This is a genomic window from uncultured Streptomyces sp. (assembly GCF_947488945.1).
GTDB lineage: Bacteria > Actinomycetota > Actinomycetes > Streptomycetales > Streptomycetaceae > Streptomyces.
Window position 1 is genome coordinate 64,280 of record NZ_CANLBS010000016.1, and the last position, 13,483, is coordinate 77,762.

General features: G+C 72.8%; 11 protein-coding genes. 8 read left to right on the forward strand and 3 right to left on the reverse strand.

All coding sequences use genetic code 11. From position 1 onward, the window contains the following. Positions 1-64: 64 nt before the first annotated feature. The gene (locus Q0994_RS23450; protein WP_299538043.1) at positions 65-1,420 is read right to left on the reverse strand and encodes a M28 family metallopeptidase; all 1,356 of its coding nucleotides are present in this window, start codon (positions 1,418-1,420) and stop codon (positions 65-67) included. Positions 1,421-1,977: 557 nt separating this feature from the next. On the opposite strand from Q0994_RS23450, the gene Q0994_RS23455 reads away from it, so the two are divergent. The 4 genes from Q0994_RS23455 (at position 1,978) to Q0994_RS23470 (ending at position 5,918) form a co-directional block, all read left to right on the forward strand. Further along, positions 1,978-2,241, forward strand: coding sequence for a hypothetical protein (locus Q0994_RS23455; RefSeq protein WP_299538044.1), 264 nt, complete (start codon positions 1,978-1,980; stop codon positions 2,239-2,241). Between the two features lie 389 nt (positions 2,242-2,630). After that, positions 2,631-3,386, forward strand: a complete 756-nt coding sequence (locus tag Q0994_RS23460) for a (5-formylfuran-3-yl)methyl phosphate synthase (protein WP_299538045.1) — start codon at positions 2,631-2,633, stop codon at positions 3,384-3,386. Positions 3,387-3,393: 7 nt separating this feature from the next. Continuing rightward, a complete protein-coding gene (locus tag Q0994_RS23465) occupies positions 3,394-4,800 on the forward strand; it encodes an aldehyde dehydrogenase family protein (protein ID WP_299538046.1) in 1,407 nt (468 codons plus the stop codon). Next, complete coding sequence (locus Q0994_RS23470; RefSeq protein WP_299538048.1) at positions 4,797-5,918, forward strand: NAD(P)-dependent alcohol dehydrogenase; 1,122 nt, start codon at positions 4,797-4,799, stop codon at positions 5,916-5,918. The genes Q0994_RS23465 and Q0994_RS23470 overlap by 4 nt, the downstream gene beginning before the upstream one ends. Here Q0994_RS23470 and Q0994_RS23475 read toward each other — a convergent pair. Further along, on the reverse strand, positions 5,913-6,779 hold the full coding sequence (locus Q0994_RS23475) for a class I SAM-dependent methyltransferase (protein WP_299538184.1): 867 nt from the start codon (positions 6,777-6,779) through the stop codon (positions 5,913-5,915). The two genes, Q0994_RS23470 and Q0994_RS23475, sit on opposite strands and share 6 nt — an antisense overlap. Positions 6,780-7,626: 847 nt before the next feature. Between Q0994_RS23475 and Q0994_RS23480 the strand changes: the two genes are divergently transcribed. Together Q0994_RS23480 and Q0994_RS23485 are read left to right on the forward strand one after the other, a co-directional pair. Further along, positions 7,627-9,096, forward strand: coding sequence for an amino acid permease (locus Q0994_RS23480; protein ID WP_299538049.1), 1,470 nt, complete (start codon positions 7,627-7,629; stop codon positions 9,094-9,096). 299 nt (positions 9,097-9,395) lie between these two features. Then, positions 9,396-9,551, forward strand: a complete 156-nt coding sequence (locus Q0994_RS23485) for a hypothetical protein (protein ID WP_299538051.1) — start codon at positions 9,396-9,398, stop codon at positions 9,549-9,551. A gap of 222 nt (positions 9,552-9,773) precedes the next feature. On the opposite strand, the gene Q0994_RS23490 is transcribed toward Q0994_RS23485, so the two are convergent. Next, positions 9,774-10,457 carry a TetR/AcrR family transcriptional regulator gene (locus tag Q0994_RS23490; protein WP_299538052.1) on the reverse strand — a complete coding sequence of 228 codons (684 nt, stop codon included), beginning with the start codon at positions 10,455-10,457 and terminating at the stop codon, positions 9,774-9,776. A 141-nt stretch (positions 10,458-10,598) separates the two neighbouring features. On the opposite strand from Q0994_RS23490, the gene Q0994_RS23495 reads away from it, so the two are divergent. Both Q0994_RS23495 and Q0994_RS23500 read left to right on the forward strand, forming a co-directional pair. Then, positions 10,599-11,831: an oxygenase MpaB family protein gene (locus Q0994_RS23495; protein WP_299538053.1), complete on the forward strand. Its 1,233-nt coding sequence runs from the start codon at positions 10,599-10,601 to the stop codon at positions 11,829-11,831. A gap of 308 nt (positions 11,832-12,139) precedes the next feature. Beyond that, on the forward strand, positions 12,140-13,363 hold the full coding sequence (locus Q0994_RS23500; RefSeq protein ID WP_299538055.1) for an oxygenase MpaB family protein: 1,224 nt from the start codon (positions 12,140-12,142) through the stop codon (positions 13,361-13,363). The last annotated feature ends 120 nt before the right edge of the window (positions 13,364-13,483 follow it).

The window sequence follows — 13,483 nt, forward strand, 5'->3', positions numbered from 1 at the left end:
TCCGGTGGGCCGGACGCGGGCGTCGGGGCGGGGGCGGCCGCCCTCCGCCTCGACGCCCGCGTGTTCAGAAGGTGAGCTGCCAGCCGTTGATGTAGCCGGTGTCCTGGGCGGCCACGTCCTGCACCTTCAGCTTCCAGGTGCCGTTGGCGAGCTCGCTCGCGGCGTTGACCGTGTAGGTGGCGATGACGTTGTCGGCCGAGTCGCTGGAGCTGGAGTTCTTCAGCCGGTAGGCCGTGCCGTCGGGCGCCACGAGGTCCACGACCAGGTCGCCGCGGTAGGTGTGCTTGATGTCGACCCCGACCTGGAGGGCGGACGGCGCGTTGCCGGTGCGGCCGGAGACCGCGATCGACGAGGTCACCGCGGCTCCGTTGTCCGGCACGTTGACATCGGTGGTGCTGCTGAAGACGGTGCCCGTGGGCGGGGTGACCGTCCCGGCCGACAGCGTCCACACCGCGTACGCGACGGCGTCGCTGTTGCGGTCGAGCGCCGTGTCGTTGATGTTCGTCGTGGTGTCGCACGAGGAGTGGTAGCAGCGGTCGAACGCCTGCCCGGAGGTGCCGCCCCACTTCTGTGCCTGGGCGGCGGTCTTGACGTAGTCGGCGCCGGAGAACAACCCGCCGACCGGGACGCCCACGTTCTTGAAGGGGGCGTGGTCCGAGCGGCCGTCCCCCTCGGTCTCGATCTCCGTCGGCACGGAGAGACCCGCGTAGTAGTCCTTGAAGGTCTGCTCGATCACCGGGTCGTCGTCGTAGACGAAGTAGCCGGGGTTGGGCGAGCCGATCATGTCGAAGTTGAGGTAGCCCGCGATCTTCGCGCGTTCCGTCGTCGGCAGGTTGTTCACGTAGTACTTCGAGCCGACCAGCCCGAGCTCCTCGGCGCCCCACCAGGCGAAGCGGAGGTGCTTGGCCGGCTGCAACTGGGCCCGGGAGACGGCCAGCGCGGTCTCCAGCACGGCGGCGGAGCCGGACCCGTTGTCGTTGATGCCGGGTCCCGCGGTGACGGAGTCCAGGTGGGAGCCGGCCATCAGGACCTGGTTGGCGTCGCCGCCCGGCCAGTCGGCGATCAGGTTGTAGCCGGTGGCGCCGCCGGAGGTGAACTGCTGCAGGGAGGTGGTGAAGCCGGCCGCGTCGAGCTTCGCCTTCACGTAGTCGACGGAGGCCTTGTAACCGGTCCTGCCGTGCGCCCGGTTGCCGCCGTTGGCGGTGGCGATCGACTGGAGCTGGGTCAGGTGCGCCTTGACGTTGGCGAGCGGGATGTCGGGGGCCGCGGCCGCCGCCGGCAGGGCGGCCTGCGCGCTCGGAGCCACGGTCGCCAGGACGGCGGCGGCCGCCAGGGCCGTCGCCGTCGCGGCCGCCGCGAGGCGGGAGCGGCGCGCACGGCGCGGGGGAGTGGTCGGGGGTCTGCGTCGGGTGAGGCTCATCGAATGGCTCCGGATTCCGTTGGGGTCTGACGGAACGTGCGGGGGGTACCCGGCCGGGACCGTGCCCGGCGGGTCCTGGAGCTGCTGGTGCGATGTGCGTGACTGATGCTGAGCGATTGACCGAATACCGTCAAGGACGAATTCCGGACAGGGGTGTCCGTTCACCGGACGGGTGGTGACGATGTGTCCTGCGGGGCCCGGCGCGGGCCGCCGTCGAGCGGGTCGTCGCGCACCGCTTCCCGGGCCCCGGCCCCGGTCCCGGTGGCCGCCGGCCGGGCGAGGACCGGAACGTCGACGGCCGCGCGGAGCGGGTGGACCGCCGGACCCGCAGCCGGCGCGCTGCTCGCCTCGCGCACCCGCGTGCCGCACCCCGTCCCGCGTCGTGGCGGCGGGAGCTCCGTGCCCGCCGGTCCCGCCTCCACCGCCGCACCGGTGGCCCGCCACCCGGCCCGCCCGCGCCCGGTGGCGCGCCCCCCGACCAGGTGAAAGGTGCGGACGCAAGGTGACGAACCGGCCCTGGAGCGTGCCCCGGAGGGGCGGCGGGCGTTGTACGGATCATGAACGTACTTCGCACCCTCACGGCCGCCGCGGCCGGTTCCTTCCTGCTCGCCGCCGCAGCCTCCGCCGCCCAGGCCGACGAACTCGGCCCGGCCCTCACCCAGACCGCCGCGACCGCCGTCGACGCCGGACAGCAGGCCGGCGCCGTCACCCACGAGGTGGTGGAGCAGACCGGCGTCGGGGACAGGGTCGGCGCCGTCAGCGACCTGGCCCGGGCCGGCGCCGACGCGGTGAGCGCCGGCAACCGGCTCGTCAACGGCTGACTCCGAGGCCCCGCCACCCGGCGGGGACACGACGACGGCACCCGAGGGGCGCCCCGCACCGGGGCGCCCCTCCTTGCACCCGCCGCAGGCCGCGCATGCCACCCGCGCCCGCCACGGGAAGCGCGTCCGTGCGGACGCGGCCCGTACGAATGGGCCCGCGCGGCCGGGGCCGGCGCGGCCGGGGCGCACGGGGCGGCCCACCCGGACGGGGCCGTACGGCGTGGGCAGCGCACTCGGGGGCGTGAAGATACGGATCAACGCTCCCTGCGACTCCGCCCGCGCCCTGCCGCCGGTCGCACCGGTCCGCCGATGATGAAGAGGCATCGAAGGACCAGGGCGACTCCGCTCCTCCGCCCCTGCGGGCGGACCCGCGGTGGAAGGATTTCACCTTGCTGCTTCTCATCTCCCCGGACGGTGTCGAGGAAGCTCTCGACTGCGCGAAGGCGGCCGAACACCTCGACATCGTCGACGTCAAGAAGCCCGACGAGGGCTCGCTCGGCGCGAACTACCCTTGGGTCATCCGGGAGATCCGGGAGGCGGTGCCGGCCGACAAACCGGTCTCGGCCACCGTGGGAGACGTACCGTACAAGCCCGGAACGGTGGCCCAGGCGGCGCTCGGGGCCGCGGTCTCCGGAGCCAGCTACATCAAGGTCGGCCTCTACGGATGCACCACCCCCGAGCAGGCCGTGGAGGTCATGACCGGGGTCGTGCGGGCGGTGAAGGACTACCGGCCGGACGCCTTGGTCGTCGCCTCCGGATATGCCGACGCGCACCGCATCGGCTGCGTCAACCCGCTCGCCCTGCCGGACATCGCCCGCCGCTCCGGCTCGGACGGCGCCATGCTGGACACCGCGGTCAAGGACGGCAGCCGGCTGTTCGACCACGTGCCCCCGGACGCCTGCGCGGAGTTCGTGCGGCGTGCCCACGAGGCCGGCCTGCTCGCCGCCCTCGCGGGCAGCGTGAAGGCGGCCGACCTCGGCGTGCTGACCCGTATCGGCACCGACATCGTGGGGGTGCGCGGGGCGGTGTGCGAGGGCGGCGACCGCAATACCGGCCGGATCAAGCCGCTGCTGGTGGCCGCCTTCCGCGCGGAGATGGACCGGCACGCCCGCGAGAACGCGACCGTCGCCGCCCCCGCCGGCTGACGGCGGCGTGGAGACCCGACCGCCGGCCACCTCCCCCGTACCCGTCGGCGCGCGGTTCGGCGTCGTCGATCCGGCGACCGGCGAGGTGTTCGACGAGGCCCCCGAGCAGCACCCGGACGAACTGGACGCCGTCGTCGGCCGGGCCCACCACGCCTGGTTGAGCTGGCGCGCCGACCCGCCCGCCCGAGCCGCCGCGATGCTCGCCGCGGCCGACGCCGTGGAGGCGGCCGGGGACACCCTCGCACCGTTGCTCACCCGCGAACAGGGCAAACCCCTGGCCGAGTCGTACGCCGAGGTCGCCCGCACCGCGGCCCGGCTCCGCCACTTCGCCGACGCGTTCCCCGCTGCGGAGCCGCTCCGGGACGGCCGTCCGGTGCGCAGCGAGATCCGCTGGCGGCCGCTCGGGCCCGTCGCCGCGATCGTCCCGTGGAACTTCCCGCTCCAACTCGCGTCGGCCAAGTTCGCGCCCGCGCTCGCCGCGGGCAACACCGTGGTGCTCAAACCGTCCCCGTACACCCCCCTCGCCACCCGTCTCCTGGCGTCCGTCATGGCCGCCGCGCTCCCCGAAGGCGTCCTGACGGTGGTCACCGGGCGGGAACCGCTCGGCGCGCGCCTGGCCGCACATCCGGGGATCCGGCACGTCACCTTCACCGGCTCCCCGGCCACCGGGCGGGCCGTCGCACGGGGCGCTGCCACCTCACTCGCCCGGGTCACCCTGGAACTGGGCGGCAACGACGCGGCGATCCTGCTGGACGACGTGGACGTGGAACGGGTCGCCGAACGGCTGTTCTGGGCGGCCTTCCGCAACTGCGGGCAGGTCTGCATGGCGGTCAAACGCGTCTACGTCCCCGCCCGCCTCCACCACGACGTGGTCGAGGCGCTCGCCCACCGCGCCAGGACCACCGTCGTCGGCCCCGGGCTCGACCCCGGCACGGAACTCGGGCCGCTGAACAACGCGGCCCAGCTCGCCCGGATCGAACGCCGCACCGCCGATGCCCTGGCGGCCGGTGCGCGGGCCGCCGCCGGCGGCCGGCGGATCGACCGGCCCGGCTACTTCCACGCCCCGACGATCCTGACCGGTGTACCCGCCGACAGCGCCCTGGTGACGGAGGAACAGTTCGGGCCGGTGCTGCCGGTGCTGGCGTACGGGCACCTCGACGAGGCCGTCGAAGCGGCCAACGCCACCGGCTACGGGCTGGGCGGATCGGTCTGGGGAACCGATCCCGACCGGGCCGGGGCGGTGGCCGACCGGCTGGAGTGCGGCACCGCGTGGATCAACCACCACGCCGAACTCTCCCTCGCCCAGCCCTTCTCGGGCGTCAAGGAGAGCGGCGTCGGTGTGGCGGGCGGCCGTTGGGGCCTCTACGGCAACCTCCGGCCCTTCGTCGTGCACTGCCCCGAGGAGGAGGTGTGATCCGGCGCTTCGACGCGGCGGTACTCCGCTCGTACGACGGCCCGTTCGCGCTGGAGGAGGTGGTCCTGAACGCGGGCCCGGCACCCGGCGAGATCCTGGTCCGGATCGCCGGCTGCGGGATGTGCCGCACCGATCTCGCCGTCCGCCGCTCGGCCGGCCGGTCACCGCTCCCCGCGGTCCTCGGCCACGAGGGGGCCGGAGTGGTGGTGGAGACCGGCAGCCCCGGCACCGGCGGTCCCGACACCGGCCCGCGACCCGGCGACCACGTCGTCCTCAGCTACGACTCCTGCGCGCACTGCGCCGCCTGCCTGCGCGGAGCGCCCGCCTACTGCGACTCCTTCGCCGCGCTCAACCTCTTCGGCGGGCGCCCGGAGAACGCGGCCCGGTTCACCGACGCGGCCGGGGGCGCGCTGGCCCCGCGGTGGTTCGGCCAGTCCGCCTTCGCCGCCTACGCCGTCGTCCCAGCGCGCAACGCCGTCCGGGTCGACCCCGCGTTCCCCCTCGAACTGCTCGGACCGCTCGGCTGCGGCTTCCTCACCGGCGCCGGAGCCGTCCTCCATTCCTTCGGCGCCGGCCCCGGTGACACCGTCGCCGTCTTCGGGGCGGGGGCGGTGGGCCTCGCCGCCGTCATGGCCGCGACCGCCGCGGGCGCGGTCACGGTCGCCGTCGACCGGCACCCCGCACGTCTCGACCTCGCCGAGCGCTTCGGCGCCGTTCCCGTGCACGCGGACGCCGCCGGCCTGCCCGCCCTCGTGCGGCGCCGCACCGGCGGCGGCGCCCACTACGCCCTGGACACCACGGGTTCGGCGCCGGTCGTCAACGACGCGCTCCGGTCGCTGCGTCCGACCGGCAGACTCGGCCTGGTGGCACGGTTCCGCACCGCACTGCCCCTGGAGCCCGGGACGCTCGACCGGGGCCGGAGCATCGTCCACATCTGCGAGGGGGACGCCGTCCCCGGCCTGCTCGTCCCGAGGCTCCTCGGGCTCTGGCAGGCCGGCCGCTTCCCCTTCGACCAGCTCATCCGCACCTACCCCCTCGCCGCCGTCAACGAGGCCGAAGCGGACTGCGAGGTCGGCCGCGTGGTCAAACCCGTGCTGGTGCCCGACGGCGTCCTATGAGTGCGGCGCCTGCTGCGGGCGCGGCAGCGGCACCGGCTTCGTCGCGAACACCCACCGGTTCCCGCCCAGTCCGTCGTCCGGCACGGGCAGCGGACCGCGTCCGTGGTGGCGGGTGAACTCGAACGCGGTGTGCACCGCCGTGGTCCAGCCCCGGCCCGTCAGATCGCCCACGGAGTCGGGGCGCGGCTCCCGGTCGAACAGGCCGAGCAGGTCGATGCCCATCTGCGTGGTCGCCGAGGTGTAGAGCGGGTGCTCCCCGGCGTCCAGCAGCGCCTGGTCCAGCTTGATCTCGAAGGCCATGGCGCTGCCCGCCGTGCTCAACCGGTCCACCTGGCCGACGAGACGGCTCTCGGCCGCACTCGGCAGGTAGAACAGCAGCCCCTCGGCCAGCCAGACGCTCGGCTGCGCCGCGTCGAAGCCGGCGTCGGCGAGGGCTCCGGCCCAGTCGTCGCGCAGGTCGACCGGGACGGGCACCCGCACAGCCGTCGGGACCGCCGACAGCGAGCCGAGCACCTCCTGCTTGAACCCCAGCACCCCCTCCCGGTCGATCTCGAAGACCACGCAGCCGGCGGGCCAGTCGAGCCGGAACGCCCGCGCGTCCAGTCCCGCGCCGAGAATCACCACCTGCCGGGGACCCGAACGCACCGCGCCGAGCAGGAAGTCGTCGAGCACCCTGGTGCGCAGTCCGAAGTAGCGTGCCATGCGCCCCCACAGCGGGTTCGCGTCCCCGTCCGGGACCTCCTCCGCCCGGACCGGCCAACCCGCCGACGCCGGCGCCGCGCGCACGAAGTGCTCCGCGTAGACGTCACGGGCCAGGGCGTCGGGCCGGTGCGTCTCGATCGCCCGTGCCGCGGCGACCATCAGGGCGGTCCCCCCGACACCTCCCTCCACGCCGGTGTTCTCCGCTGCTGTGCTCACCACGTACTGCCTCCCTGGAACGAGCCGGGCCCCCGGATCGACGCGCGACGGCCGACCGCGACGGCCGACGCGGGGGAGCCCGGAATGACGGGTGCCGGCGTTCCCGGCCAGGACGAACCGGGGCGGACGCGGCCCGCCCACTGTCCGGCGTCTCTTGCGCGCCGCGCCCGGGAACGCCCGGAGGATGCCCCGACCGGATGAATCGGGACGTTCGGCCCCCGCCGCCCGACGGTATGTGCCGTCCCGGAGCCGGGCGGCTGCCGGGGCGGGCACGGATGTCCCTGTCGGGGCGGGCGGGGCGTGCCGACCGTGCGGTCGTGGCCTTCCCTGACGAGGGGGGCGCCCCGGCCGGGCCGTGCGGTGCGCGGACCGGTGGGCGCCTCCGCGTACCCCGTCCGCGCACAAGCGGAATCGCTGGAGCGCGCTCAGGGGGCGGGAAGCCCGGCGGACCGCGGGCCTCGCCGCCTCTCCACCGGGCCCGGTCGGTGGGGAGGTGGTGAGGCGGACCCGGGACGTCGGAGCCCCTCTCCTGCGGACTCCCGTACTCCCGCCCGGTACGCGCGACGGTGGCCGCCTCTGACCAGCGCCGTCGCACTCATGGGCGGCTGATGGAGGGCTGCGGCGGATCATGTGTGGAGTCGCACCGTGCGACCCGGGTCCCCGCATACAGCGGTGTCCTCCGGGAAGGTGCCGCCTCGGTCTGCGCCGCCCGAGGTGGCACCGGCCCTGTCGAGACATGGACGATTCGGGCGCGATGTCGGCCCGGCCGCACCAGAAAGTGGAATCAGCCGTGAGTGAAAACGCCGTCGATACGGCACAGGCCGAGGCTCCAGGGCGACATGCGGGCGGGACCCCCGCGGACGCGGGTGACGCCGACTACAGCAAGGGCCTCAAGGCCCGCCATGTGAACATGATCGCGATCGGCGGGGCGATCGGAACGGGGCTCTTCCTGGGCGCCGGCGGGCGCCTGCGTGACGCCGGCCCGGCCCTCGCGGTCGCCTACCTCGTCTGCGGCGTCTTCGCCTTCTTCGTCGTACGGGCGCTCGGCGAGCTCGTGCTCCACCGTCCCTCTTCCGGCTCGTTCGTGTCGTACGCGCGCGAGTTCCTCGGGGAGAAGGGGGCGTACGTCGCGGGGTGGATGTACTTCCTCAACTGGTCCACCACCGGGATCGCCGACATCACCGCGATCGCGCTGTACACGCATTACTGGAGCATGTTCACCAGCATCCCGCAGTGGGTGCTGGCCCTGGTCGCCCTCGCGGTGGTGCTGGTCGTGAACCTCATCTCGGTGAAGGTGTTCGGCGAGATGGAGTTCTGGTTCTCGATCGTCAAGGTCGCCACCCTGGTCGGGTTCATGCTGATCGGCGTCTTCCTGCTGGTCACCCGGCACGACGTCGGCGGCCACACGCCGGGTCCGGGCATGATCACCGAGCACGGCGGTGTGCTTCCGCACGGCGTGATGCCCGTGGTGCTCGTCATGCAGGGCGTGATCTTCGCCTACGCGGCCCTGGAACTGGTCGGCGTCGCCGCCGGCGAGACCGCCGAGCCGGAGAAGGTCGTGCCGCGCGCGGTGAACTCCATCATGTGGCGGGTGGCGCTCTTCTACGTCGGCTCCGTCGTACTGCTGGCCCTGCTGCTGCCCGGTTCGCTCTACTCGGGGGACCAGAGCCCCTTCGTCACCGTCTTGTCCAAGGTCGGCGTCCCGGCCGCCGACGACGTGATGAACCTCGTGGTGCTGACCGCGGCGATGTCGTCGCTGAACTCCGGCCTGTACTCCACCGGGCGCATCCTGCGCTCCATGGCGATGGCGGGCTCCGCGCCCCGCTTCACCCGCGTGATGAGCCGCAGCCAGGTCCCGTACGGCGGCATCCTGCTGACCTGTGCCGTCTGCGTGCTGGGCGTCGGCCTGAACTACGTGGTGCCCGGCAAGGCCTTCGAGATCGTGCTGAACGTGGCCTCCCTCGGCGTGATCAGCACCTGGGTGATCATCATGCTCTGCCACCTGGTCTTCGTCCGTCGCAGCCGCGCGGGTCTGGCCCCGCGCCCGGAGTTCCGCCTGCCGTGGAGCCCGGTCACCGAGATCGTCACGATCGCGTTCCTGCTGGGCGTGCTCGTCATGATGGGCAACGACCCCGACATCGGGCGCAAGACCCTGCTGCTGGTGCCGGTGATCGCGGTCATGCTGGTGGCCGGCTGGTTCGCCGTCCGCCGCAGGGTGGCGGAGAACGCGGAGCGGGAGCTGGCGGGGCTCACGAAGTAGCGGCAGGGGCCCGATGCGCGCCCACCCGGCCCGCACTGCCGCTGCTCTACCGAGGTCCCCGGCCGGACACGATCGGTGACCACCCGACGACCGGTCCGTGACCGTGTCGCGACGGCCGGGAGGAACCGCGCGGAAGTCGTGGAAGTCGCGTGCGTGAACACCGGTTCGAGGGGCACAAGGATGGAGCGCGACAGGGACCGGGGGCCGGACGGCCGGCGGAAACCGTTCGCGCGACAAGAGAGGCCGTCGCGCAGCACCCGCTGGCACGCGCCCTGAAGACTTCGGAGATCGGACCCGTAATGATTCTGCTCGGCGCCATTCTGCTCATCATCGGCCTGCTCGTCGGCGTCTCGCTGCTGACGACCATCGGCGGCGTACTCGTCGTGGTCGGCGCCGTCCTGTGGATCCTCGGTGCCAGCGGCCGCAAGGTCGGTGGCCGTAAGCACTGGTTCTAGCAGTACCGCTCCACCGGGCGCCCCGCGGACGGCGGGGCACCCGCAGGCGGGTCGAGGGACCCGCACCGGACTCCGGTGCGGGTCCCTCGGCGCGTCCGGGGGCGTTCGGGCGTGTGCGTCGGACGGCGCGCGGCGCTCCGTCCGCGCCCCGCCCCGTGCCGCCGCCGGGGGGAGCGCACGAGACCGGCGACCCGATCCGCCCGCTTTCCGCCGCGCGTCGTCTTACGTCTGACCGGCAGGCGCGGGTCCGAGCATCGGGACGAGGCACTGCCGGGCCACCTCGCGCAGGCGCGCGTCGTCGTCGAGATCGATGACGCGGCTGGGAATGGTGAGGAAGGACGCGGAGATCCGGACCATCATCTCCGCCGCGACGCCCACGTCCACCCGGGCCGCGACGTGCCCGGCCTCCTGTTCCCGGCGCAGCCGCTCCGCCACGAACTGCTGCACCATGTGCAGGGTGCGACCTCCGTCGCCGGTCATGGACGGCACGACGACGTCCGGTTCGACAGCCATGAGACCTCCGATGAGGCGACTGCCCCGGACGGTGCGCAGCGAGCTGACGAACCCGAGGACCACCCGGTCGGCTACGGTCTCGGCGGCCAGGATCTCGACGACGAACTGGTCGAAGTAGCGCCGGAACTCACGTCGCACGACGTGCTCGACCAGCGCCTCCTTCGTCGGGAACCGGCGGTAGACCGTGATCCGGGACACCCCCGCGAGCCGGGCCACGTCGGTCATCGTGGTGCGTCGGACGCCGAGCAGACAGAACTGCTCGTACGCCGCGTCGAGCAGGCGCACGGACACCTTGTCGTCCGAACCGGCCCCCTCGACGGCGTCGCTGAAGGCCAGTTCGAGCACGGACGGGGGGTCCGAAGGCCCCGCGAGGTCCGGCGGAGCAGGTGCCACGAGCGCCTCCCGATTTTTGAAATCTCTCTGGCGTTTCCCGCCCGCCTGTGCTCCTCTGATGACACACAGAATCCCAATGTGTTTCATTGTATCAAGCGCAGCGCTGCAAGCCGAAGGACTCACGGAGGAGTTCAGAGAGCCATGGACGGACTCAGTAGGCGCAAGATGTTAGCCGCGGGCGGGGCCCTGGGCGCCTTGGGCGCCATGGGTGCCGGTCCGCCGGCCGGTGCCCGGGAGGCATGGACCTGGGCCCCCAGCGGGTCGGTCGCGGGCAGCGGCGAGGGCCTGGATCCGGAATGGGTCTGGGACGACGAGGCCGACACCCTGCTGGCGTCGGTGATCGAACGCGGTGACGTGGCGAAGGTCAACGACGCGCTGCGGACCTGGACCCGGAACGACCAGGCGCTGCCGGCCGGACTGCCCCAGGACGTGAGGGCGTTCATGGAGAAGGCACGGCAACTGCCGTCCTGGGCGGACCGCACCGCGCTGGAGACCGCGGCGGCGTTCAACAAGTCCCGCGGGTTCTACCTCAACCTCCTCAACGGGGTCGGCGGCGGCATGCTCAGCACCGCGATCCCCAGGGAGGCGCGCTCGGTCTACTACTCCAAGGGCGGCGCCGACATGGAGGACCGTGTCGCCAAGACGAGCATGCTCGGGTTCGCCATCGGAGACCTGAACGCCTTCCGCCCCGACGGGGACGTGATCGTCCACGCGGTCAAGACCCGCATGGTGCACGCGGCGGTGCGCCACCTGCTGCCGCAGTCCCCGGACTGGTCCCGGACCGGTGAGGGGCAAGCCATCCCGATCAGCCAGGCGGACATCATGGTCACCTGGCACAGCCTCGCCACCTACACCATGCGCAAGCTGGTGGAATGGAAGGTGCCGATCAGCTCCGCCGACGCGGCGGCGTACCTGCACGTGTGGCAGGTGACCGCCCACATGCTCGGCGTGCGCGACGAGTACATCCCGGTCTCGTGGGACGCCGCACACGCCCAGGCCGCGCAGGTGCTGGACCCGGTCCTGCGGTCCACACGGGAGGGCATCGAACTGACGGACATCCTGCTGGGCCAGCTCGCCGAGCAGACGAGTCCCGGCGGCATCGACCGCCCGCTCGTCGACGCGCTCGCCCGCTTCCTCGTCGGCGACCGGGTCGCGGACATGGACGGCATCCCCGAGCAGCCCTTCTGGGAGAAGACCATCGCGGCTCTCTGGCCGAAGCTGGTCGCCTTCCGCGAGAAGCTGATCCCCCTGCCGCTGGTGCCGGCACTCGCCTGGACGATCGACGAGGCCGTTCGCAGGTACATCCTCTTCTTCCTCACCAAGGGGCAGGGCACCCGGATCGAGATCCCGGACACCAACCGGCCCGCTTCCTGACGCACCGCGCCCATGAGGTGCGGGTCCGTCATCCGGCGACCGGCGTGTGCGCACACCTCGCCCCGGCGGCTGCCGAACCGCGGCGGCGTCCCGGCCCCCGGTCCGGCCGGTCGCTCCCCGGCTGTTCCCCGGCCGGTCCCGACGGTGCGGACGCGGATCCGAACCCCGCACCCCGCAATCGCAACCCGCAACCCGTACGGCCCGTGTCCGTACGGCGTTTCCCGTGCGGCTGTTCCCCGCACGGCTCGATTCCCGCGGCGTCCCCTCCCGTGACGCCCGCCGACCATCACATGAAGGAGTACGGAACCATGGACGGATTCAGCAGGCGCAAGATGCTGGCAACGGGCGGAGCCCTCGGGGCGGTGGGGGCGCTGGCGGCGGCGACCCCGGCCTCCGCCCGGTCCCTGTGGACCTGGTCGCCCACCGGCTCGGTGGCGGGCGCGGGGGCGGGCGTCAACCCCGAGTGGGTCTGGGACGAGGAGGCCGACCCCGTGCTGGCCGCCCTCATCGACCGGGGCGACGTGGCGCGCGTCAACACGCTGCTGCAACGCTGGACCCGCAACGACCAGCCGCTGCCCGACGGGCTCCCGGCGGACCTCAAGGACTTCATGGAGCACGCCCGGCAGATGCCGTCCTGGGCGGACAAGGCCAAGCTCGACCGCGCCGCGAAGTTCAGCACGACCAAGGGCATCTACGTCGGAGCGCTGTACGGACTCGGCAGTGGCCTGATGAGCACCGCCATCCCCAGGGAGGCGCGGGCCGTCTACTACTCCAAGGGCGGTGCCGACATGAAGGACCGCATCGCCAAGACCGCGCGGCTCGGCTACGACATCGGGGACCTCGACGCGTACCTGCCGCAGGGCTCGATGATCGTGACCGCGGTGAAGACCCGTCTGGTGCACGCGGCGGTGCGTCATCTGCTGCCGCAGTCACCGGGCTGGTCCCAGACGAACGGGGGCCAGACGATCCCCATCAGCCAGGCGGACATCATGGTCACCTGGCACAGTCTGGCCACGTTTGTCATGCGCAGGATGAAAGAATGGGGTGTCCGCGTCAACACCGCCGACTCGGACGCCTATCTGCACGTGTGGCAGGTCAGCGCCCACATGCTCGGCGTCCACGACGAGTACATCCCCGCCTCCTGGGACGCGGCCTACGCGCAGTCCAAGCAGGTCCTCGACCCGATCCTCGCCCACTCGTCCGAGGGCGAGGAGCTGACCAACGTCCTGCTCGGCATCGTGGCCGAACTCGACGCCGGCCTGACTCGGCCGCTGATCAGCGCCTTCACCCGGTACACGCTGGGCGGCGAGATCGGGGACATGATCGGGCTGTCCAGGCAGCCGATCCTGGAGAAGCTCATCGCGACGGCCTGGCCCCTGCTGGTGGCCTTCCGCGAAGGCCTGATCCCGCTGCCCGCCGTCCCGGCGGTGCTCTGGACGCTGGAGGAAGCACTCCGTAGGTTCGTCCTGCTCTTCCTCAACGAGGGCCGACCCATCGCCATCAACATTCCGGACGCCAACCGCCCTTCCTGAACAGCCGGACCCGCCCCGTGCGGAGTCCGTCCGAGGCGGCCGGGGGCGCCACCACCGGCCCCGGCCGCCGCCCTCCACTTTTCCCGGAGCCGAACCGCGCCATGAACACCACACGAGCGA

Bases quoted from the DNA above. Each gene is read 5' to 3' on its own strand.
- Q0994_RS23450 (WP_299538043.1), bottom strand. From the start codon at position 1,420: ATGAGCCTCACCCGACGCAGACCCCCGACCACTCCCCCGCGCCGTGCG.
- Q0994_RS23455 (WP_299538044.1), top strand. From the start codon at position 1,978: ATGAACGTACTTCGCACCCTCACGGCCGCCGCGGCCGGTTCCTTCCTG.
- Q0994_RS23475 (WP_299538184.1), bottom strand. From the start codon at position 6,779: ATGGTCGCCGCGGCACGGGCGATCGAGACGCACCGGCCCGACGCCCTG.
- Q0994_RS23485 (WP_299538051.1), top strand. From the start codon at position 9,396: ATGATTCTGCTCGGCGCCATTCTGCTCATCATCGGCCTGCTCGTCGGC.
- Q0994_RS23500 (WP_299538055.1), top strand. From the start codon at position 12,140: ATGGACGGATTCAGCAGGCGCAAGATGCTGGCAACGGGCGGAGCCCTC.
- Q0994_RS23495 (WP_299538053.1), top strand. From the start codon at position 10,599: ATGGACGGACTCAGTAGGCGCAAGATGTTAGCCGCGGGCGGGGCCCTG.